Origin of the sequence: Frigidibacter sp. (genome assembly GCF_030695035.1) — a bacterium.
Lineage (GTDB): Bacteria > Pseudomonadota > Alphaproteobacteria > Rhodobacterales > Rhodobacteraceae > Frigidibacter.
Genome location: NZ_JAUYTT010000012.1, coordinates 259253 through 280082 on the forward strand (window position 1 = coordinate 259253; position 20830 = coordinate 280082).

At 66.1% G+C, this 20830-nt stretch carries 23 protein-coding genes; 10 read left to right on the forward strand and 13 right to left on the reverse strand.

Going from position 1 to position 20830, the window contains the following annotated elements:
* Positions 1-67: 67 nt before the first annotated feature.
* A complete protein-coding gene (locus Q8S30_RS12625) occupies positions 68-568 on the forward strand; it encodes a GreA/GreB family elongation factor (RefSeq protein ID WP_305666367.1) in 501 nt (166 codons plus the stop codon).
* On the opposite strand, the gene Q8S30_RS12630 is transcribed toward Q8S30_RS12625, so the two are convergent.
* The 5 genes from Q8S30_RS12630 to groES all read right to left on the reverse strand — a co-directional run bounded on the left by Q8S30_RS12630 (position 565) and on the right by groES (position 5483).
* Entirely contained in the window at positions 565-1047 is a 483-nt protein-coding gene (locus Q8S30_RS12630) for a GNAT family N-acetyltransferase (RefSeq protein ID WP_305666368.1), read from the reverse strand. The genes Q8S30_RS12625 and Q8S30_RS12630 overlap by 4 nt on opposite strands.
* Before the next feature lie 180 nt (positions 1048-1227).
* Positions 1228-2367 (reverse strand): putative zinc-binding metallopeptidase, encoded by a 1140-nt coding sequence (locus tag Q8S30_RS12635; protein WP_305666369.1) that lies wholly within the window; start codon positions 2365-2367, stop codon positions 1228-1230.
* Between the two features lie 84 nt (positions 2368-2451).
* Positions 2452-3276 (reverse strand): GGDEF domain-containing protein, encoded by an 825-nt coding sequence (locus Q8S30_RS12640; RefSeq protein WP_305666370.1) that lies wholly within the window; start codon positions 3274-3276, stop codon positions 2452-2454.
* A gap of 161 nt (positions 3277-3437) precedes the next feature.
* Complete coding sequence (gene groL / locus Q8S30_RS12645) at positions 3438-5084, reverse strand: chaperonin GroEL (RefSeq protein ID WP_305666371.1); 1647 nt, start codon at positions 5082-5084, stop codon at positions 3438-3440.
* Positions 5085-5195: 111 nt separating this feature from the next.
* Positions 5196-5483 carry a co-chaperone GroES gene (groES, locus tag Q8S30_RS12650; RefSeq protein WP_066810924.1) on the reverse strand — a complete coding sequence of 96 codons (288 nt, stop codon included), beginning with the start codon at positions 5481-5483 and terminating at the stop codon, positions 5196-5198.
* 227 nt (positions 5484-5710) lie between these two features.
* On the opposite strand from groES, the gene Q8S30_RS12655 reads away from it, so the two are divergent.
* From Q8S30_RS12655 to Q8S30_RS12690, 8 genes are all read left to right on the forward strand, one after another.
* A complete protein-coding gene (locus tag Q8S30_RS12655) occupies positions 5711-6769 on the forward strand; it encodes a TraB/GumN family protein (RefSeq protein WP_305666372.1) in 1059 nt (352 codons plus the stop codon).
* A gap of 34 nt (positions 6770-6803) precedes the next feature.
* Entirely contained in the window at positions 6804-7139 is a 336-nt protein-coding gene (locus Q8S30_RS12660; protein WP_305666373.1) for a DUF4440 domain-containing protein, read from the forward strand.
* Positions 7140-7358: 219 nt separating this feature from the next.
* Positions 7359-8276 (forward strand): manganese-dependent inorganic pyrophosphatase, encoded by a 918-nt coding sequence (locus Q8S30_RS12665; RefSeq protein WP_305666374.1) that lies wholly within the window; start codon positions 7359-7361, stop codon positions 8274-8276.
* 122 nt (positions 8277-8398) lie between these two features.
* Positions 8399-9277 carry a TIGR01459 family HAD-type hydrolase gene (locus Q8S30_RS12670; RefSeq protein WP_305666375.1) on the forward strand — a complete coding sequence of 293 codons (879 nt, stop codon included), beginning with the start codon at positions 8399-8401 and terminating at the stop codon, positions 9275-9277.
* A gap of 143 nt (positions 9278-9420) precedes the next feature.
* Complete coding sequence (locus Q8S30_RS12675; RefSeq protein ID WP_305666625.1) at positions 9421-9864, forward strand: MaoC family dehydratase; 444 nt, start codon at positions 9421-9423, stop codon at positions 9862-9864.
* A 31-nt stretch (positions 9865-9895) separates the two neighbouring features.
* Entirely contained in the window at positions 9896-10822 is a 927-nt protein-coding gene (locus tag Q8S30_RS12680) for a bifunctional riboflavin kinase/FAD synthetase (RefSeq protein WP_305666376.1), read from the forward strand.
* 46 nt (positions 10823-10868) lie between these two features.
* Positions 10869-11327, forward strand: a complete 459-nt coding sequence (locus Q8S30_RS12685; RefSeq protein WP_305666377.1) for a YcgN family cysteine cluster protein — start codon at positions 10869-10871, stop codon at positions 11325-11327.
* A complete protein-coding gene (locus Q8S30_RS12690) occupies positions 11328-12380 on the forward strand; it encodes a low specificity L-threonine aldolase (RefSeq protein ID WP_305666378.1) in 1053 nt (350 codons plus the stop codon).
* Here Q8S30_RS12690 and Q8S30_RS12695 read toward each other — a convergent pair.
* Positions 12367-13185, reverse strand: a complete 819-nt coding sequence (locus Q8S30_RS12695; protein ID WP_305666379.1) for an alpha/beta fold hydrolase — start codon at positions 13183-13185, stop codon at positions 12367-12369. The genes Q8S30_RS12690 and Q8S30_RS12695 overlap by 14 nt on opposite strands.
* A 149-nt stretch (positions 13186-13334) precedes the next feature.
* On the opposite strand from Q8S30_RS12695, the gene Q8S30_RS12700 reads away from it, so the two are divergent.
* Positions 13335-14354: a ribose-phosphate pyrophosphokinase gene (locus Q8S30_RS12700; RefSeq protein WP_305666380.1), complete on the forward strand. Its 1020-nt coding sequence runs from the start codon at positions 13335-13337 to the stop codon at positions 14352-14354.
* A gap of 13 nt (positions 14355-14367) precedes the next feature.
* On the opposite strand, the gene Q8S30_RS12705 is transcribed toward Q8S30_RS12700, so the two are convergent.
* The 7 genes from Q8S30_RS12705 to Q8S30_RS12735 form a co-directional block, all read right to left on the reverse strand.
* Positions 14368-14718 carry an H-type lectin domain-containing protein gene (locus Q8S30_RS12705; RefSeq protein ID WP_305666381.1) on the reverse strand — a complete coding sequence of 117 codons (351 nt, stop codon included), beginning with the start codon at positions 14716-14718 and terminating at the stop codon, positions 14368-14370.
* Positions 14719-14827: 109 nt separating this feature from the next.
* Positions 14828-15259: a F0F1 ATP synthase subunit epsilon gene (locus Q8S30_RS12710; RefSeq protein WP_305666382.1), complete on the reverse strand. Its 432-nt coding sequence runs from the start codon at positions 15257-15259 to the stop codon at positions 14828-14830.
* A 9-nt stretch (positions 15260-15268) separates the two neighbouring features.
* Positions 15269-16693 carry a F0F1 ATP synthase subunit beta gene (gene atpD / locus Q8S30_RS12715; protein WP_161344971.1) on the reverse strand — a complete coding sequence of 475 codons (1425 nt, stop codon included), beginning with the start codon at positions 16691-16693 and terminating at the stop codon, positions 15269-15271.
* A gap of 18 nt (positions 16694-16711) precedes the next feature.
* Complete coding sequence (locus Q8S30_RS12720) at positions 16712-17581, reverse strand: F0F1 ATP synthase subunit gamma (RefSeq protein WP_305666383.1); 870 nt, start codon at positions 17579-17581, stop codon at positions 16712-16714.
* Between the two features lie 20 nt (positions 17582-17601).
* Positions 17602-19140 (reverse strand): F0F1 ATP synthase subunit alpha, encoded by a 1539-nt coding sequence (gene atpA / locus Q8S30_RS12725; RefSeq protein ID WP_305666384.1) that lies wholly within the window; start codon positions 19138-19140, stop codon positions 17602-17604.
* Positions 19140-19700: a F0F1 ATP synthase subunit delta gene (locus tag Q8S30_RS12730; protein WP_305666385.1), complete on the reverse strand. Its 561-nt coding sequence runs from the start codon at positions 19698-19700 to the stop codon at positions 19140-19142. The genes atpA and Q8S30_RS12730 overlap by 1 nt, the downstream gene beginning before the upstream one ends.
* A gap of 351 nt (positions 19701-20051) precedes the next feature.
* Positions 20052-20819 (reverse strand): class I SAM-dependent methyltransferase, encoded by a 768-nt coding sequence (locus tag Q8S30_RS12735; protein WP_305666386.1) that lies wholly within the window; start codon positions 20817-20819, stop codon positions 20052-20054.
* Between the last annotated feature and the right edge of the window lie 11 nt (positions 20820-20830).

Sequence of the window (20830 nt, forward strand, 5' to 3'; positions counted from 1 at the left end):
TCCTCCGCGCACTGGCGCAGTCTTGGCCGATGCCCCAGTCCCGTTTGCCCCAGTCCCGTTCCGACCGATGAGCCGCGCCTTCGTCCGCGAGGATGCGCCCGATGCCACGCCGCAGCTGCCCGACCTGCCGGCCAGCCCGCATCCGAACCATGTGACGCCCGCCGGCCTTGCGCAGCTCCACGCCCGCCTTGCCGAGGCACAGGAGGAGCTGGCGCGGCTGCGTGCCCGGCCGGAGCGGCTCGACAAGCTGCCCGAAGCCACCGCCGAACGGGACATCCGCTACCTGTCGGCCCGCATTGCCAGCGCGATCCCGTTCGACCCAGGCAGCCAGCCGCAGGACCGGGTCGCGTTCGGCGCAGAGGTCACGGTGCAGGACGAGGAGGGCCGTACCACCATCTATGCGATTGTGGGGGAGGATGAGGCCGACGCCGCCCACCGCCAAATCGCGCCGCATTCGCCATTGGCGCAGGCGCTGATCGGGGCAGAGGTCGGCGATCTGGTCGACTGGCCGCGCCCCGCCGGAGCGGTGACGCTGGAGATCGTGGCGATCCGCTATCCGGCCGCTTAAAGCGCCGAGAATGGCTCGGGATAAACCAGCCGCTCGCGCGCGCCGGCGGTGCCGGGGGCGATCGGATAGAGCAGCGTGTATTCGCGGGCGAAAGGCGTGGAAAGATGCTCTGCCGCCTTCAGCGAAAACCCGAAGCGCCCGTAATAGGCAGACCCGCCGACCACGACCACCGCCTTGGCATGGCGCTGGCGGCACAGGTCCAGCCCATGGCGAATGATCTCGCCGCCAAGCCCGCGGCCCTGCCGGCTTTGCATCACGCAGACCGGGGACAGCGTCCACCAGTCTTCCGGGGCCGTCAGGCGGGCAAAGGCGATATGTCCCATCACCTGCCCGTCTTCCTCGGCCACCAGTTCCAGCGCCAGATCGCCCGCGCTGCGCAGCGCCTCAACCAGACGTGATTCCTCGGGCCGCTCGAAAGCGGTTTGCAACAGGACCGACACGAAAATGTGGTCCCGCTCTTCAACTTCGCGCAGTTCCATTGGCTTTCCCCAGTCCCCGTCAGAAAATCTGGCCCGCGCAGCCAGTCTGCATTCCCGCAGTCTGCATCCATGCCGCGCAGGCGCAATCCACGCCGCGGCGCAGCATGGCTCCTAGAGAAATCGATGCAGGATTATCGCCGCTTCCGCAAGCAGTCGCACCGAATTTGTGCAAAATTCGCGCTAGGCTGGGGCGCTGCGCGCCTGTGCAACAAGGTCATGCACGAAGCTCAGCTTCTTGAGCACGGCCGGGGGCAGCACGAAGGGGTAGAGGTCCGCCTGCCCCATCGACCGGTTCAGCGCGTTCAGCGCCACCGTCAGCGGCATCCAGGCCCCCAGCAGCCGGCGGACCCGCCGCACCTTGTGCGGGTCGAAATCCAGCTCGGTGCTCAGCTCTCCATCATCGTCCAGCTCTGGCTCGACGCTGAGGCCAAAGGCCGCCGCGGTTTCCAGCGTATCGACCATATGCAGATAATGCGCCCAGGTCTCGGCCCAGTCCTCCCAGGCGTGCATGGTGGCATAGGCGCTGACATGCGACTCCTGCCAGCCCGTCGGCGCGCCATTGGCATAGTGCCGGCCAAGCGCCGCGGCATAATCCTCGCGGTCATCGCCAAACAGCGCCCGGAACTCCTCGAGATGCCCGCCATCGCGCACGAGGATATCCCAGTAGTAATGCCCGACCTCGTGGCGGAAATGCCCCAGCAGCGTGCGATAAGCCTCACCCATATCCGTCCTCATCTTCTCGCGCGTGGCATCATCGGCCTCGGTCAGCGAGATGGTGACAACTCCGTCGGCATGGCCGGTCAGCACCCGTTCGGTGGCGCCCGGCGCATCGGCCAGAAAGTCGAAGACCAGCGGTTCGGGATGCCCCTCCCCGGGCCGCGGCAGCGGCAGGCCAAGGCGCAGCAACGAATAGACCAGCCGGCGCTTTGCCGCCTCGATCTTCTGCCAGCGGGTATGGTTCACCGCATCCGAGAGGTCTGGCACAGTGCGGTTGTGGCAACAGGCCAGGCAGAACGCCTCGCCCTCGCCCGCCGGCAGCATCCAGTTGCAGGCGCTCCGCTCCCAGTTGGCGCAAAAGCGATACCCGGCTTCATGATCACCAAGATCGCCCGCGGTTTCGGGATCGTTCTTCCGGTCATCGCTGGGTTTGGCCTCGCCGGGCACCGCATCCCCCGCAATCACCCAGACTGAGCCCTCGGGCTCGACCGCCAGCATCTGGCCGCGTTCCGGCAGATAGCCGACATTGCGCCCGCAGCGCAGGCATTTGGTGTTCTCAAAGTGCAGCACCTGGCCGCAGCATTGGCATTGGAACAGTCTCATCGCGCCCTTCCCGGGGCAGCGCCCCTGATGTCCGGCCGCCCGCACTTCCGCCGGGACACCGCCGCAATCGCGGCGCGAGGGTGCTTACGCCGTCGCCATACCGCCTTGGGCAACGACGGCCATGCAGACCCGGTTCCGTCCGCCCTGCTTTGCGGCGTAAAGGCCACGGTCGGCCTCGGCGATCATCGCATCACGGCTCAGGCCCGGGCGCGACATCGCCACGCCCACTGACACCGTCACCGGCTCGGTCTGGGCACGCAGCTGGCCTGCCACCGCCGAGCGCAGCCGCTCTGCGGCCTCGCGCGCATCGCCGATGGTCAGGCCAGGCAGGAACACCCCGAACTCTTCGCCCCCCAACCGGGCCAGAACGTCGCGCCGGCGCACCGCGCCCGACAGGATCACCGCCGCATCGCGCAGCACGGTATCCCCGACAGCATGGCCAAAGTGATCATTGACCGCCTTGAACCCGTCGATATCCAGCATCAGCATCGCCCCCGGCGCGCCATCGTTGACCCGCGCATCAAAGCCGCGGCGGTTCAGCAGGCCGGTCAGCGGATCCGTCTCGGCGGCGCGGCGTTCGGTGTCGATCCGGTCATCCACCGCCAGGATCAATCGGTTGGTGCTGGCCATCAGCCGCCCGACCTGATCCTGAAACCCGAACGGCAAGGGCGGGGCGGTGCCCGCCACCTCAAAGGTGCGGATCGTCTCTTCGACGCGGTAGATCGGCTTCAGGATCTCATGCAGCGCCAGCAGCGTGGCCAGGGTGCCAAACACCGTGGCAGCCACTGCGCCCCCAAGCACCTGAAAGCGCGAGCCGGCAAAGACATCGGGATCGGCCAGCATCCATCCGATCAGCGCCAGAAGCGGAAGATGCGTTCCAACGAACGCGACGAAGAACACCTTCGCCATGAAACTACGAGGAAATACACCAGACATCGCGGAATAGAGCCACATGCCCCCGCCTCCCTGTTAGCGCCCCAAGCCGCAGCTTATGCGGCAGGGCCGTCGCCTGCAAAAGCAAAAGGGGCCCCCGGGGGCCCCTTTCCGTTACGGCAGAATATCTGCCGTAGTTACATCATGCCGTCCATGCCGCCCATGCCGCCCATGCCGCCGCCAGCGCCGGCGCCCGACTTGTCCTGCGGCTTTTCAGCGATCATGGCTTCGGTGGTGATCAGCAGGCCCGCGATCGAGGCTGCATCTTCCAGCGCGGTCCGCACGACTTTCGCCGGGTCGATCACGCCGAAAGCGAACATGTCGCCATATTCTTCGGTCTGGGCGTTGAAGCCAAAGGCCGGGTCATTCGACTCGCGCACCTTGCCAGCCACGACCGAACCGTCGACACCAGCATTCTGCGCGATCTGGCGCAGCGGAGCTTCCAGCGCCTTGCGGACGATGGCCACACCGGCAGTCTGGTCGCTGTTCGCACCGGTCATGCCTTCAAGCACCTTGCCAGCCTGGATCAGCGCCACGCCGCCGCCGACAACGATGCCTTCTTGCACGGCCGCACGGGTCGCGTTCAGGGCGTCATCGACGCGGTCCTTGCGCTCTTTCACTTCGGTCTCGGTCATGCCGCCAACGCGGATCACCGCAACGCCGCCAGCCAGTTTGGCCACGCGCTCTTGCAGTTTTTCCTTGTCGTAGTCCGAGGTGGTTTCCTCGATCTGCGCGCGGATCTGCGACACACGGGCTTCGATCTCGGCCTTGTCGCCGCCGCCATCAACGATGGTGGTGTTGTCCTTGGTGATCGAGACTTTCTTGGCCTTGCCGAGCATGTCGATGGTGACATTCTCCAGCTTCATGCCGAGGTCTTCGCTGATGACCTGACCACCGGTCAGGATCGCCAGATCCTGCAGCATCGCCTTGCGACGATCGCCGAAGCCCGGAGCCTTGACGGCAGCGATCTTCAGGCCGCCACGCAGCTTGTTGACGACCAGCGTGGCCAGAGCCTCGCCTTCGACATCTTCAGAGATGATGATCAGCGGCTTGCCCGACTGGATCACGGCTTCCAGCAGCGGAACCATCGGCTGCAGCGACGAGAGTTTCTTCTCGTGCAGCAGGATCAGGGCGTCTTCCAGATCCGCAACCATCTTCTCGGGGTTGGTCACGAAGTAGGGCGAGAGGTAGCCACGGTCGAACTGCATACCCTCGACGACTTCGACCTCGGTCTCCATCCCCTTGTTCTCTTCGACGGTGATGACACCCTCGTTGCCGACCTTCTGCATCGCATCGGCGATCTGGCGGCCGATGAAGGCCTCGCCATTGGCCGAGATGGTGCCGACCTGGGCAACTTCGTCGGTGTCCTTCACCGGACGCGAAGCCGCCTTGATCGCCGCGACGACCTTGGTGGTGGCCAGATCGATGCCGCGCTTCAGGTCCATCGGGTTCATGCCCGCTGCAACCGACTTCAGGCCTTCCTTGATGATGGCCTGGGCCAGCACGGTGGCGGTCGTGGTGCCGTCGCCGGCCTCGTCATTGGTGCGGGAAGCGACTTCCTTCACCATCTGGGCGCCCATGTTCTCGAACCGGTCTTCCAGTTCGATCTCTTTGGCGACCGAGACACCGTCCTTGGTGATGCGCGGGGCACCGAACGATTTCTCGATGACGACGTTACGGCCTTTCGGGCCGAGCGTCACTTTGACAGCATCCGCGAGGATGTTGACGCCGCGCAGCATACGATTGCGGGCATCGGTATCGAATTTGACGTCCTTGGCAGCCATTGGATTTGCTCCTGGTTGTCTTGGGTTACGGGGAGGAAAGCGGTTCTTGCATCGGCCTGACGGCCGGGCTCAGGACACCGGGCATCGCCCGGCGGCCGAACCCGAAAGCCCTCAGGAGAGGATGCCCAGAATGTCGCTTTCCTTCATGATCAGCAGTTCTTCGCCATCGACGGTCACTTCGGTGCCCGACCACTTGCCGAACAGAACGCGGTCACCCGCCTTCACCGACATTGCGATCAGTTCGCCCGAATCCTTGCGCGCGCCCTCGCCGACAGAGACGATTTCGCCCTCGGCAGGCTTTTCCTTGGCATTGTCGGGGATGATAAGACCGCCCTTGGTCTTTTCTTCGCCTTGCACACGCTTGACCAGCACGCGGTCATGCAGCGGTTTGAAAGCCATCTGGTAACACTCCCTAGGTTCCAGGTTGAGATCCGTTGGCACTCGTCTTGGGTGAGTGCTAACGCGATGCAGAGGTAAGCGGGTCACCATCCCGTGTCAACTCCCCGCCCCCGGCAAATTGATCCGATATTCGCCGCCCCGGTCTGGAAACCCGCCGCTGCAGGTGCCAGCTTGGGAGTGGGGCCGTGTCCGCCCTCCACCCGCCCCGGCCATCCGCGAGGTTCCCGATGCTCCGCCGCCTGCTCTGCACCCTCGCCCTCGTCGCGTTGCCCGCCGCCGTTCTGGCACAGACCGAGAGCCAGACCGGGGGCCAGACGGCACCCCAGACAACCGCCCGCCCCACCTGCGCCGGCACCGACCTCCTCGTGGACCTCCCCGCGCCCGAAGCCGAGGCACTGGCCGCCGCGATGGAAGGGCAGTCCTACCCTGAGGGCAACCACTGGCTGGCCCGAAAGGGCGTGGCCGAGATCACCGTCATCGGCACCCTGCACATGTTCGACCCGCGGATGACCGCCATCATGGACAACCTCGCCCCCGCGGTAGAGGCAGCCGATGTCCTGCTGGTCGAGGCGACCGAGGCCGAGATGGCCAAGATGCAGGCCGAGATCGGCCGCCGCCCCGACCTGCTGTTCCTCACCGAGGGCCCGAGCCTCCTCGAACGCCTCACCCCCGCGGAATGGGCGCAACTCTCGGGCGAACTCACCGAACGCGGCATCCCCGGGATGATGGCCGCCAAGATGCAGCCCTGGTATGTGGCGATGATGCTGGGCATGCCCGCCTGCGCCATGCCGCAGGCCGGCGAGGCGATGCAGGGCCTCGACAAGATGCTGATGGACAGCGCCGCAGAGGCCGGCACCCCCACCCGCGCGCTCGAAGCCTATGACACCGTCTTCGACATCTTCTCCCGCTTCACCATCGACCAGCAGCTCGATATGATCCGCGCCTCGCTGCCGCTGGCCGATGCCGCCGAGGATGTCTTCGCCACCCTCACCGCTGCCTATTTCGCCGAGGAGCACCGCCGCATCTGGGAGTTCTCCCGCCTGATGACGCTGAGCGCCCCCGGGGCCGATCCGGTGCAGGCCGAGGCGGATTTCGACCTCCTCGAACGCGCGCTCCTCACCGAACGCAACCGCGCCTGGATGGAGGTGATCGAGGCCGAGGCCGGGGACGGCACCGCCCCCCGCAAACTGGTGGTCGCCGCCGGCGCCGCGCACCTCTCCGGCCCCGATGGCGTGCTGACCCTGCTCGCCGCCGATGGCTGGGAGCTGGAACGCCAGCCCTTCTGACGGCGTTGACCCGCCAGAAGACAGGAGCCCCGCCATGACCTCACCGATCTGGACCTTCGAGACCGCCCTCTGGACTGGCGGCCTCCCCGACCTGCCCAAGCTGATGGACCCGTCCTGCCTGATGGTCCTGCCGGGCGTCGGCATCCTGCAAGGCGAAGCCATCGCCGCCCATCTCGAAGCCGCCCCCCGCTGGCGCGAGGTGGACATGGCCGGCCAACGCCTCGCGGAAACCGACGGCCTCTGCATCCTCGGCTACATCGCCACCGCCACAAGCGACGGCGCCCCCTTCCGCGCCGCCTGCTCCTCCACCTGGGCCCGGCGCGAGACGGACTGGAAACTCCTTCAGCACCACCAGACCCCGCTCGACTGATCCGCCTAGATCGCGCCCCCCTCCCCTGTCCGCCCCCCCGCCCCGCTTTGCCTTGTCCAAATATCCCGGGGGGAGTCGCCGCGGGCGACGGGGGGCAGCGCCCCCTCTTGTCCACGGGCGACGCAGCGCGCCCTTCCCCGGTGACAACCCATGCTGCAGCGCCTATAAGGCGGGCGCATTCCATTGTGCCAGCGCGGCACGACCCGAAGGGACTATTTCATGATCAAGGTTCTCGGACACAAATCCCCCGACACCGACTCCACCGGCTCGCCCATCATCTGGGCCTGGTACCTGACCGAGGTGAACGGCACCCCCGCCATCCCGGTGCTGCTCGGCGAACCGAACACCGAAGCGGCCTTCATGCTGACCCACTGGGACCTGCCCAAGCCGCAGATCATCGCCGATGTCACCGCGGATGACAGCGTGGTCATCGTCGACACCAACAACCCCGCCGAACTGCCGCCCTCGATCAATGACGCCAAGATCCTCGGCATCATCGACCATCACATGCTGGTCGGCGGGCTCAAGACCCGCACCCCGATCGACATCACCATCCGCCCGCTGGCCTGCACCGCGACCATCCTGCATGACCTGATCGGCGCCGATCTGGCCCGCGCCCCGCGCGGCATCAAGGGTGCGATCCTGTCCTGCATCCTGTCGGATACCCTGGAATTCCGCTCGCCCACCACCACCCCGCATGACCGGGCCGTGGCGGAAGCGCTGGCCGCCGATCTCGGCGTCTCGATCCCCGAATTTGCCGCCGAGCTCTTCGCCGCCAAATCCGATGTCTCGGCCTTCTCGGACGCGGAACTGCTGCGGATGGACTCCAAGGAATACACCATCGACGGCACCGAGCTGCGGATCTCGGTTCTCGAAACCACCGCACCCCGCATCGTGCTCGACCGCAAGGCCAGCCTGATGGCTGCCATGCCCGCCGTCGCCGCCGAAGACGGCGCCGAGCATGTCATGCTGTTCGTGATCGACATCCTGCGCGAAGAGGCGACGCTGCTGGTCCCGAACGATCTGGTCAAGCGCATCGCCGAGGCCAGCTTCGGCTGCACCGTCACTGGCGACACCGTGGTGCTGCCCGGCATCATGAGCCGCAAGAAGCAGATCATCCCGGCGCTGAAGCTCTGATCGCTCGAGGGGCGCCCCCGCGGGCGCCCCTTCCTGCCTCGCGGGGATGCCCGCAGACCTGCCATACGGGAACCATATCGTTCCCATATGCTTTCCATACCCTCCCCCGAAGGTTCCTCCCCATGACCCGCATCCTCTCCTCGCTCTCCGAAATCGCCGCGGAGTATGACGCGCTGCTCTGCGATCTGTGGGGGTGCCTCCATAACGGCATCGCCCCCTACCCGGCCGCCGTGGCCGCGCTGCAGGCCTTCCGCGCCGGGGGTGGCAAGGTGGTTCTGCTGACCAACGCCCCCCGCCCCAATGCCGACGTGATCGTGCAACTGGACCGGATGGGCGTGCCCCGCGATGCCTGGGACGTGGTCGTCTCCTCCGGGGACGCCGCGCAGGATGCGATGTTCGCAGGCGCCGTCGGCCGCAAGGTGTTTTTCATCGGCGCCGACAAGGACCTGAACTTTTTCAATGAGATACCGCCGGAATGGGCGGATGCCCCCGCCATCGAGCGGGTGCCGCTGGAAGAGGCCGAGGGCATCGTCTGCACCGGCCTGTTCGACGATCTGACCGAGACACCTGACGACTACCGCGCCCAGTTCCTGCTGGCCAAGACCCGCGGTCTGAAGCTCCTCTGCGCCAACCCGGACATCGTCGTCGACATGGGCGACCAGCGCATCTACTGCGCCGGAGCCCTGGCGCAACTCTACACCGAGATGGGCGGCGAAAGCCTCTATTTCGGCAAACCGCACCCCCCGATCTACGACCTCGCCCGCCGCCGCCTCGCGGCTCTCGGCGGCACCGACAGCCCCCGCCTCCTCGCCATCGGCGACGGCATCCGCACCGATGTCGAAGGCGGGCTTGGCGAGGGTATCGACACGGTATTCATCACCGGGGGCCTCGCCGCGGAAGAGTTTGGAAATGATGTGGAAAATCCGGAATCCGCTGCGCTGGACAGCTGGCTGGAAGCGCTACAGCTGGTGCCCCAATACGCGATTGGCCGCCTGCGCTGAGCAGGCCGCCACGGCTAGCAAAGTAACATTATTGCCATATATGGCCACAAAACGATAATTAGTTACCCGATGGCTGTTGCGCCTGTTGGCACCGCAGTGCTATGCTGCACTGCAACAAAACCCCAGGGCCGGGACTCATGACCATGCTGGACAACTTCCCCCGCGGCACGATCTGCATCGAGGATCTCGAGATCGGCATGGTCCGCTCTCTCCGCAAGGAGGTGACCGACCGCGACATCGAGCTGTTCGCCGAGGTCTCGACCGACCGCAACCCGGTGCATCTGGACGAAGCCTATGCGCAGGAAACCATCTTCGGGGGGCGCATCGCCCATGGAATGCTGACCGCCGGCCTCATCTCCGCGGTGATCGGCGAGCAGCTTCCCGGCCACGGCACCGTCTATCTGGGCCAGACGCTGAAGTTCATGGCCCCCGTCCGCCCCGGCGACATGGTCTATGCCGAGGTGAAGGTGGTCGCCATCGACCATGCCAAGCGCCGTGTGACCCTTGAAACCCACTGCGCCGTGGGCGATACCGTCGTCCTGAAGGGCGAGGCCGTGGTTCTGGCGCCAAGCCGCAAATTCGACTGATCCGGCGGGCCGCTCCCCGCCCCGGGGGACGATGCGCAGACTGACCGACTGGACCGGGCTGACCGATGCCGACCGCGGCGCCTCGATTGCCATGGGCAATTTCGACGGTGTGCATATCGGCCACCAGGCCGTTCTCGCACAGGCCCGCCAGCCGGGCGCCCCGCTGGGGGTGCTGACCTTCGAGCCGCATCCGCGCGAATACTTTGCCCCGGGTGCGCCCGCCTTCCGCCTGATGAACGCCGAATCGCGCGCGAACCGGCTGGAAAAGCTGGGGGTGGACTGGCTCTACGAGCTGCCCTTCAACGCCCAGCTGGCCGGGATGGAGGCCGATGAGTTCGCCCGCGAGGTTCTGGCCGAGGGCCTCGGCGTCTCCCACGTAACCGTCGGCGCCGATTTTTGCTTCGGCAAGGGCCGCCGCGGCACCGTCGCCAGGCTGCAGGAGTTCGGGGCCCGCTTCGGCTTTGGCGTGACCATTGCCGATCTGGTGGGGCTGGAGGGGCAGGAGATTTCGTCGACCGCCATCCGCACCGCCCTGTCCGAAGGCCGCCCCCGCGATGCCGCCCGGATGATGGGCCATTGGCACCGGATCGAGGGCGAGGTGATCCACGGCGAAAAGCGCGGGCGCGAGCTGGGTTATCCGACCGCGAACATGGGCGTCGAGGGGCTGCACCTGCCGCGCCTTGGCGTCTATGCGGTGAAGGTCGACGTGCTGGAGGGCCCGCAGGCTGGCAGCTACGGTGGCGCCGCCAGCCTCGGAGTACGGCCGATGTTCGGGACGAACACCCCGAACCTTGAAAGCTTCCTCTTCGACTTCTCCGGCGACCTCTACGGCAAGCACCTGTCGGTCGCCTTCGTCGACTACCTGCGCCCCGAGCTGAAATTCGACGGGCTTCCCGCGCTGATGGACCAGATGGCCGCCGATTGCGCACAGGCCCGCGCCATCCTGGCCGGCCTCTAAGGCCGCCCCTTCCCTTCCGTCCGCGCATACTGCACTGTCCCGCGCGATGACCCGCCCTGCCCCTCCCCTCCGCCCCGAGTTCTGGACGCTGCCGCTGAACCGCCTGAATCCCACCGAATGGGAGGCGCTCTGCGACGGTTGCGGCAAATGCTGCCTGAACAAGATCGAGTACGAAGACACCAACGAGATCGCCTTCACCAATATCGCCTGCAAGCTGCTGGACGGGCAAAGCTGCCGCTGCTCCAATTACGAGATCCGCCACCAGTTCGTGCCCGATTGCGTGCGCCTGTCGCCCAAGACCATCAGCAAGATCGCCTATTGGATGCCCTCCACCTGCGCTTACCGCCTGCGCCATCAGGGCCAGCCGCTGTTCGACTGGCACCCGCTGATCTCGGGCGACCCGGACTCGGTCCATGCCGCCGGGCAATCGGTGCAGGGCTGGACGGTGCCGGAATTCAACGTTCCCGAAGAAGACTGGGACGACTACATCATCGAGGACCTCTGAATGAACTTCGCCTCCGACAACACCTCCGCCGCCGCGCCCGAGGTGATGGCCGCGCTGCAGGCCGCCAATACCGGCTTTGCCGCGCCCTATGGCAATGACGAGATCATGGACCGGGTTCGCGCCAAGATCCGCGAGATCTTCGAGGCACCCGAGGCGGCGGTCTATCTGGTGGCGACCGGCACCGCGGCCAATGCGCTGTCGCTGGCGATCCTGACCCAGCCCTGGGGCGCGGTGTTCTGCCACCGCAATGCGCATGTGGAAGAAGACGAATGCGGCGCGCCGGAGTTCTACACGGGCGGCGCCAAGCTGGTGCTGGTGGAAGGCGCCCATGCCAAGATGACGCCGGATGCGCTACACAAGGCGATCAACTTCATCGGCCGGGGCGGGATCCACAACGTTCAGCGCGGCATGGTCACGATCACCAACGCCACCGAAAATGGCACCGTGTTCTTCCCGTCGGAGGTGAAGGCGCTGGCCGCCGTCGCCCGCGGCTTCGGCCTGCCCGTTCACATGGACGGCGCGCGCTTTGCCAACTCCATCGTCGCCACCGGCGCCACCCCGGCCGAGATGACCTGGAAGGCCGGCGTCGATGTGCTGTCCTTCGGCGGCACCAAGAATGGCTGCATGGGGGTCGAGGCGGTGGTGATCTTCGATCCCGCCCGCGCGCGGGAGTTCGAGCTGCGGCGAAAGCGTGGCGGGCACCTCTTCTCCAAGCACCGGTTCCTCTCGGCGCAGATGGAGGCCTACCTCACGGACGGGCTCTGGCTGCGGCTGGCGGCGCAGGCCAATGCTGCGGCTGCCCGGCTGTCATCGGCGCTGCTGGCGGCCCCGCAGACCAGCTTGGTGCATCCATGCGAGGCGAACTCGGTCTTCGCCGCCTTCCCCCGTGCGGGCCACCGCAGGGCGCAGGCGGCGGGGGCCGCCTATTACCTCTGGCCCGGCGACCAGTCGATGGAAGGGCCGGACGATGAGGCACTGGCGGCGCGGCTGGTCTGTTCGTGGTCCACGACCGACGCCGACGTGGACGCTTTCGTGGCGCTTATCCGGGGCTGAGATGGGCGGCGATCAGCGCCGCCACCGGCGCCGGATGGGTCAGCGGCAGCATATGCCCGGCCCCCGCCACCACCTCAAGCCGCGCGCCGGGGATCCGGCCCGCCAGCACCTCCATCACTGCCGGGATCGAGGCCGGTGATTGGTGGCCACGGATCAGCAGCACCGGCATCGCCAGCGCCTCCAGCCGCCCAGGGAGCATCAGCCGTGCCGAATCCCCCTCATTCGCCGGGGCGATATCGGCCAGCAGCCCGATCCGCTGGATGAAGTTGCCGCGCTGGCGGGGGTCGATGCTCTCCCAAGGCTGGCCATTGCCCCAGAGCCCCACGAACACCTCTGCCGCCAAAGCGTGATCGCCCGCCAGCATCGCGGCACGGAACGGCGCGGCCTCCGCCAGATAGGCCGGCCAGTGCGGCCCGTCCCTAAGGGCCGCGAACAGCACCGGCTCGATCAGCGTCAGGGTGCGCACAAGCTCCGGTTCCTCCAGCGTCGCCGCCAGCGCCACCAGCGCGCCGAAGGAATGGCCGATCACATCCACAGGCCCCTCTGCCTGCCGCAGCAGGTCCAGCGCGGTGGCGCAGGCCGCACCGATGTAATCCGCGCCGCCCCACAGCCTCGGCTCCCACGCCGCCGACCGCCCATGCCCCGGCAGGTCGAAGGCGGTCATCGACAGCGCCGCCCCCAGCTCTGCCATCAGCGGCGCCCAGGCCCCCGAATGCGCCAGCGAGCAATGGATGCCAAGCGCGCGCCGCGCCCCCTGCCCGAACTGCTGCACAAAGGCCGGCCCCGGCCTGATCTCATCGCGCATGGCGCCCTCGTTTCCCCGTGACACGTTCGCCCGATCTTCACCCCGGCACCGCGAAAACCGCAGGAGCGGTTTGCGGCAAGGCTAGCCGGGTGCTAAGGCGGGGGCAACGTCACGAATCCGTCATTCGACCGCCCCGAAGGACCGCCCTCATGCCTGTCATCACCGAGCCGAAGATCATCTCCGGCAATGCCAACCGATCGCTCGCCACCGCCATCGCCCGCCGCATGTCCATGCATCGCGGCATGTCCGTGGGGCTGGTCGACGCCAGGGTCGAGCGGTTCAACGACCAGGAAATCTTCGTCGAGGTGTTCGAGAATGTCCGCGGCGAGGATATGTTCATCGTGCAGTCCACCTCCAACCCCGCCAATGACAACCTGATGGAACTGCTCATCATCACCGACGCGTTGCGCCGCTCCTCGGCCGCGCGCATCACCGCGGTGATCCCCTATTTCGGCTACGCAAGGCAGGATCGCCGCTCCAAGGCCCGCACGCCGATCTCGGCCAAGCTGGTCGCGAACCTCATCACCGAGGCTGGCATCGACCGGGTGCTGACGCTGGACCTGCACGCCGCCCAGATCCAGGGCTTCTTCGACATTCCGGTGGACAACCTCTATGCCTCCCCGATCTTCGCGCTGGATATCGAGCACAATTTCAAGAACCGGATGGACGAGTTGATGATCGTCTCGCCCGACGTCGGCGGCGTGGCCCGGGCACGCGAGCTGGCCAAGCGGATCAACGCCCCGCTAGCCATCGTCGACAAGCGACGAGAGAAGGCCGGCGAGGTGGCGGGCATGACGGTGATCGGCGAAGTGGCGGGCAAGACCTGCATCATCGTCGATGACATGTGCGACACCGCCGGCACACTGTGCAAGGCCGCCGAGGTGCTGATGGAAGCCGGCGCAACGGAAGTGCACAGCTATATCACCCATGGCGTGCTGTCGGGCCCGGCGGTGGAGCGCATTTCCAAATCGGTGATGAAGAACCTGGTGATCACCGATTCCATCGAACCGACCGCAGCGGTCAAGGCCTGCGCCAATATCCGCATCGTGCCGACAGCGCCGATGTTTGCCCAAGCGATCCTGAACACCTGGAACGGCACCAGCGTGTCCTCACTGTTCGAGACCGACACCCTCGTGCCGATCTACGAAGGCCTCTACACCCGCGGCTGAACCTGCGTGGCGGTCAGCTGACGTCCCAGTCATCGTCACTGGGCAGTTCGCCGATCGCCAGCCAGTCGGCGCGCACCCGGGCGACCCGCGTGTCGCCCCAGGTGCGGAACACGACGGCAAAGCCCTCTTCCGTGACCATGTCGGCGGAAATGTCGGCGCGCTGGTTCGACTTCTTGTCCATGTCCCACATCGAGATCGTCACCTGCACCGCAGGCGGCGTGGCATAGCGTTCGGAGAACGACACCAGCTGGCGCAGCTCGCGCGGGCCCGATCCCGTCCACATCGCGCCGCCATGCTGGTAGTCGGAAAACAGAACTATGGAGCCCTGATCGACCCCTACGAGAAACTTGCTCAGACGCCGCATCGACCGCCCCTGCCCTGTCTGCCTTCTGCAAGTCTGACCTGCAAAGGCTCCGCTGAAAAGCACAAAGCCCCGGTTTCCCGGGGCCTTGCGACAACTTCCTCATCCAGCGTCAGAGCGACGCTTGGTGCGGGTCGAGCCCGATATGGGTGCCCATCGCCACCATGTCGGCCAGCAGCTTGGCCGCGGCTTCCACCGCTTCCTCGCCGGCTTCCTCGCGGGCGCTTTCGTGATGCCGCTTCGCCTCGACGACCATGGAGGTATAGACTTCCTGGGTCATCTCGGTCGTCGGCAGGCCGCGCTCAGCCAGAACCGAGACGCTGTCGCCGGTGATCTCGGCGAACCCGCCGGTCACCGCATACTCGGTGCTGCCCTCGGCAGAGATCACGGTCAGGATGCCCGGCCGCAGCGTCGTGATCATCGGCGCATGGCCCGGCATGGCGGTCAGATCGCCATCCGCCCCGGGAATGCGCACCTCACGCGCCTGAACGGAAGTCAGCTTCCGTTCGGGCGAGACGAGGTCGAACTGCATCGTGTCGGCCATTGTGCCTCCTTACGCCGCTTCGGCGGCGAGACGCTGCGCCTTGGCGATCACTTCTTCGATGCCGCCCACCATGTAGAAGGCCGCTTCCGGCAGGTGGTCGTATTCACCGGCCACAACCGCCTTGAACGATTTGATGGTGTCTTCCAGCGGAACCTGCTTGCCATCGGCGCCGGTGAAGACCTTCGCCACGTCGAAGGGCTGCGACAGGAAGCGCTGGATTTTCCGCGCGCGGGTCACGGTCAGCTTGTCCTCTTCCGACAGCTCGTCCATCCCGAGGATGGCGATGATGTCCTGCAGCGACTTGTAGCGCTGAAGGATCTGCTGCACGTCGTTGGCAACCTTGTAGTGCTCTTCCCCGATCACGGCCGGGTCGAGCAGGCGCGAGGTCGAGTCGAGCGGGTCGACGGCCGGGTAGATGCCCAGTTCCGAGATCGCACGCGACAACACCGTGGTGGCGTCGAGGTGCGCGAACGATGCGGCAGGCGCAGGGTCGGTAAGGTCATCGGCCGGAACGTAGATGGCCTGAACCGAGGTGATCGAGCCCTTCTTGGTCGAGGTGATCCGCTCTTGCAGGGCGCCCATGTCGGTCGCCAGCGTCGGCTGATAGCCCACGGCCGAGGGGATCCGGCCCAGCAGAGCCGACACTTCCGAACCCGCCTGGGTAAAGCGGAAGATGTTGTCCACGAAGAACAGAACGTCGGTGCCGGACTGGTCGCGGAACTGCTCGGCCAGGGTCAGGCCGGTCAGCGCAACGCGGGCACGGGCGCCCGGCGGCTCGTTCATCTGGCCATAGACAAGGGCCACTTTGGAGGCCGTCAGATCGTCGGGGTTGATAACGCCCGACTCGATCATCTCGTGGTAAAGGTCGTTCCCTTCACGGGTCCGCTCGCCCACGCCGGCGAACACGGAGTAACCCGAGTGCACCTTGGCGATGTTGTTGATCAGTTCCATGATCAGAACCGTCTTGCCCACGCCGGCGCCGCCGAACAGGCCGATCTTGCCGCCCTTTGCATAGGGGGCCAGCAGGTCGATCACCTTGATGCCGGTGACCAGCACCACGCTCTCGGTGGACTGCTCGTCGAACAGCGGGGCCGGCTGGTGGATGGCGCGGGTTTCGGTCGCGTTGACCGGGCCCTTTTCATCCACCGGCTCGCCGATCACGTTCAGGATCCGGCCAAGCGTCGCGTCGCCCACCGGAACCGAGATCGGCATTTCAAGGTCGGTCACCGGGGCGCCGCGCACGAGGCCTTCGGTGGCGTCCATGGCGATGGTCCGCACGGTGTTCTCGCCCAGATGCTGGGCGACTTCCAGAACCAGGCGCTTGCCGTTGTTGACGGTTTCGAGGGCGTTCAGAATAGCCGGCAGCTTGTCTTCAAACTGCACGTCGACGACGGCGCCGATCACCTGCGTGACTTTGCCAGTTGCGTTTGCCATGTGGTTTCTCCGGTTCCGTCAGAGCGCTTCGGCGCCCGAGATGATTTCGATGAGTTCCGTGGTGATCGCGGCCTGGCGCGAGCGGTTGTAGACGATGGTCAGCTTGTTGATCATGTCGCCCGCGTTGCGGGTGGCGTTGTCCATCGCGCTCATCCGCGCACCCTGTTCCGAAGCTGCGTTCTCCAGCAGCGCCGTAAAGATCTGCGTGGCGACAGAGCGCGGCAGCAGATCGGCCAGGATCCCTTCCTCGGAAGGCTCGTAGTCATAAAGCGACGAGGCTTCTGCCCCACCGTCAAACACCGCCGGGATCACCTGCTGCGCGGTCGGGATCTGGCTGATCACCGACTGGAAGCGGTTGTAGAAGATCGTCGCCACATCGAACTCGTTCGCATTGAAGCGGGCGAGGATGTCGCGGGCGATGCCCTGCGCGTTGTCATAGCCGATGCGCTTGACCTCGGACAGGTCAACATGGCCGACGACGTATTGGCCATAGTCACGCTTCAGCTGCTCACGGCCCTTCTTGCCGACGGTGATGATCTTCACCGTCTTTCCGGCCGCAAGCAATTCGTTGATCTTCGCCCGGGCCAGCCGGACGATGACGGTGTTGAAACCGCCGCACAGACCCCGTTCCGAGGTCATGACGACAAGCAGATGCACCTTGTCGGCGCCGGTGCCGGCCAGAAGGCGCGGCGCGCCTTCGGACCCGGCGACCGAGGAGGCAAGCCCCGCGACGACGGCGTTCATGCGCTCGGCATAGGGACGCGCGGCCTCGGCGGCCTCCTGGGCACGGCGCAGTTTTGCCGCCGCGACCATCTGCATCGCTTTCGTGATCTTCCGCGTGGATTTCACGCTTCCGATCCGGTTCTTCAGGTCCTTAAGGCTAGGCATAACCCTGTCCTCTCCCCCGCTCAGGCGAAGGTTTTCGCGTACTCGTCGAGAGCAGCGCGGATCGACTTTTCAAGATCGCCCGCAACTTTACGGTCGTTCCGGGTGATGTCGTCCAGCAGGTCCTTGCGGTTGTTGCGCAGATAGGACAGCAGGCCCGCTTCCCAGCGGCCGACTTCCTTGACCGGGACGCCGTCGATATAGCCCTTGGTGCCCGCGAAGATGACGATCACGATTTCCGCGTTGGTCATCGGCGAGTATTGCGGCTGTTTCATCAGCTCGGTCAGGCGCGCGCCGCGGTTCAGCAGCCGCTGGGTCGAGGCGTCGAGGTCCGAACCGAACTGCGCGAAGGCCGCCATCTCGCGGTACTGCGCCAGTTCCAGCTTCACCGGGCCGGCCACCGACTTCATCGCCGAGGTCTGGGCGGCAGAGCCGACGCGCGACACCGACAGACCGGTGTTCACGGCGGGGCGGACGCCCTGGTAGAACAGCTCGGTTTCCAGGAAGATCTGGCCGTCGGTGATCGAGATCACGTTGGTCGGGATATAGGCCGACACGTCGCCGGCTTGCGTCTCGATGATCGGCAGGGCGGTCAGCGAGCCCGAGCCGAAATCCTCGTTCAGCTTCGACGAACGCTCCAGCAGGCGGGAGTGCAGGTAGAACACGTCGCCCGGGTAGGCCTCACGCCCCGGCGGACGGCGCAGCAGCAGCGACATCTGGCGGTAGGCGACGGCCTGTTTGGAAAGGTCATCATAGATGATCAGGGCATGGCGGCCGTTGTCGCGGAAGAATTCCGCAATGGCGGTCGCCGAATAGGGCGCCAGGAACTGCATCGGCGCCGGGTCCGAGGCGGTGGCAGCCACGATGATCGAGTAGGCGATCGCGCCGCTTTCTTCCAGCTTCTTCACCAGCTGCGCCACGGTCGAGCGCTTCTGCCCGATGGCAACATAGACGCAGTAGAGCTTCTTGCTCTCGTCGTCGCCGGCGGCTTCGTTGTAGGATTTCTGGTTCAGGATCGTGTCGAGCGCGATGGCGGTCTTGCCGGTCTGACGGTCACCGATGATCAACTCGCGCTGGCCGCGGCCGACCGGGATCATGGCGTCGACCGATTTCAGGCCGGTCGCCATCGGTTCATGCACCGATTTGCGCGGGATGATGCCCGGGGCCTTGACGTCGGCCACGCGGCGCTCGGTCGAGACGATCGGGCCCTTGCCGTCGATCGGGTTGCCAAGCGCGTCGACGACGCGGCCCAAGAGGCCGTTGCCCACCGGAACGTCCACGATGGACTGGGTCCGCTTGACGACATCGCCTTCCTTGATGTCGCGGTCCGAGCCGAAGATCACGATACCGACGTTGTCGACCTCGAGGTTCAGCGCCATCCCGCGGATACCGCCGGGGAATTCGACCATCTCGCCGGCCTGGACATTGTCGAGCCCGTGGACCCGCGCGATCCCGTCACCGACGCTGAGCACGCGGCCCACTTCGGCAACTTCGGCGTCCTGGCCGAAGTTCTTGATCTGCTCCTTGAGGATCGCAGAGATCTCGGCTGCTTGGATTCCCATTATCCGACCTCTTTCATGGCATGCTGGAGAGAGGCGAGCTTCGAGGCGACCGACGTGTCGATCATCTTCGAGCCAACCTTGACGATAAGACCGCCGATGAGGCTTTCATCGACGGCCGTGTTCAGGATGACGGTCTTGCCGACCGTTTTGGAAAGTGCGGCTGCAAGGCGCTCGGACTGCGCGGCCGACAGCGGCGAGGCCGCGGTCACATCCGCGGTCACTTCGCCCTTCTCGGCGGCGATGCGGTCTTTCAGCGCGGTGACCAGCTGCGGCAGCACGAACAGCCGGCGCTTGGCCGACATCAGCGCCAGCGTGTTGGCCATCAGTTGCGACAGGCCCATCTTCGCCACGATGGCGGCGATGCTGCGGGCCTGTTCATCGCGGCTGTAGACCGGCGAGACGATCAGGTCGCGGAACTCTGCGCTCTCCTTCAGCGCTGCCCCAAGTGCCGAAACGTCGGCTTCCAGCGTCGCAAGGCTGCCGCCTTCCTTCGCAAGGTCGAAAACGGCCGTCGCATAGCGCCCGGCGATGTTTGCGGAGATCGAAGCTGGTTCGGACACGTCCACCCTTCCGATGTCTTTGCCCCGGACCTGCTCCCTGCAGGTAGAGGGCGACCCGTGGCGTGCGCGGAGTTCCGCTACACACCCAAATTCGGCGCGGGTTTAGCAGAGCAAAGCCCGTGTCGCAACCGCCAAGAGCGTCCCGGCATCGCCCAAAAATGTCGATTTGTCTGAGACTTGGCCCGGGGTCAGCAAAAAGATGGAAAATAAAGGGCAGGCTTTGGGCGCTAACATACGTGCAGGGGTCGAAATTCCGTCGACGGCCCCTCGGCGGCGAGCTCGCCGCGGTGCGGCGATTCACCTCGCAGTCGCAGCGCAAGAAAGCCGAGACCGGCCCGCAGAACGGCTCGCTCAGCCGCTGGTCGCTGCCCCCACCGTGCCGCTCGGCACCGGCTGCGCCACCCCCTCCAGCACCCGCAAGGGCCGCCGCACCGCCGCCGCCAGCCCCGGCCGCGTCGGCGCATAGACCTGTTTGGAAACCTCGATCATCAGCACCCCGCCAGCAAGGGCAGAGCTGATCCTGGTCCCCATCCGCTCCCACATCGGGGCAGAGCGCAGCCAGAATCGCCGGCTCGTGGGCGGGATATAAAGCGCCGCCAGATGCCGCTCGGGCACGAATCCTGCCCGGCGCAGCTGCGCGTCGAGCTGCCCCAGCGTATAAGGCCGGCCAAAACCAAAGGGCGTTACGTCCCGCCGCGCCCAGAGCCCGGCGCGGTTCGGCACGATGAAGATCGCCCGCCCCCCCGGCCCCAGCACGCGCCGGCATTCCTCCAGCACCGCCGTCGGATGCTCCGAGGTTTCCAGCCCATGCATCAGCACCAGCTTGTCGACCATCCCCGTCTCCAGCGGCCATTGCACCTCTTCGCACAGCACCGAGACATTCGCCAAACCTGCCGGCCAGGCCATCACGCCTTGCGGCGCCGGCATCAGCCCGATCACCCGCCGCGCGGTGGACAGGTACGGGCGCAGCAGCGGCACCGCAAAGCCGAAGCCCGCCACCGTCTGCCCCTGCGCCTCGGGCCAGAAGGCGATCATCTGGTCGCGGATCGCCTTCTGCGCCACCCGCCCCAAGGGCGTGCGGTAATAGAAATTGCGCAGGTCCAGAACGTCGAGATGCATTGCGCCGGCCG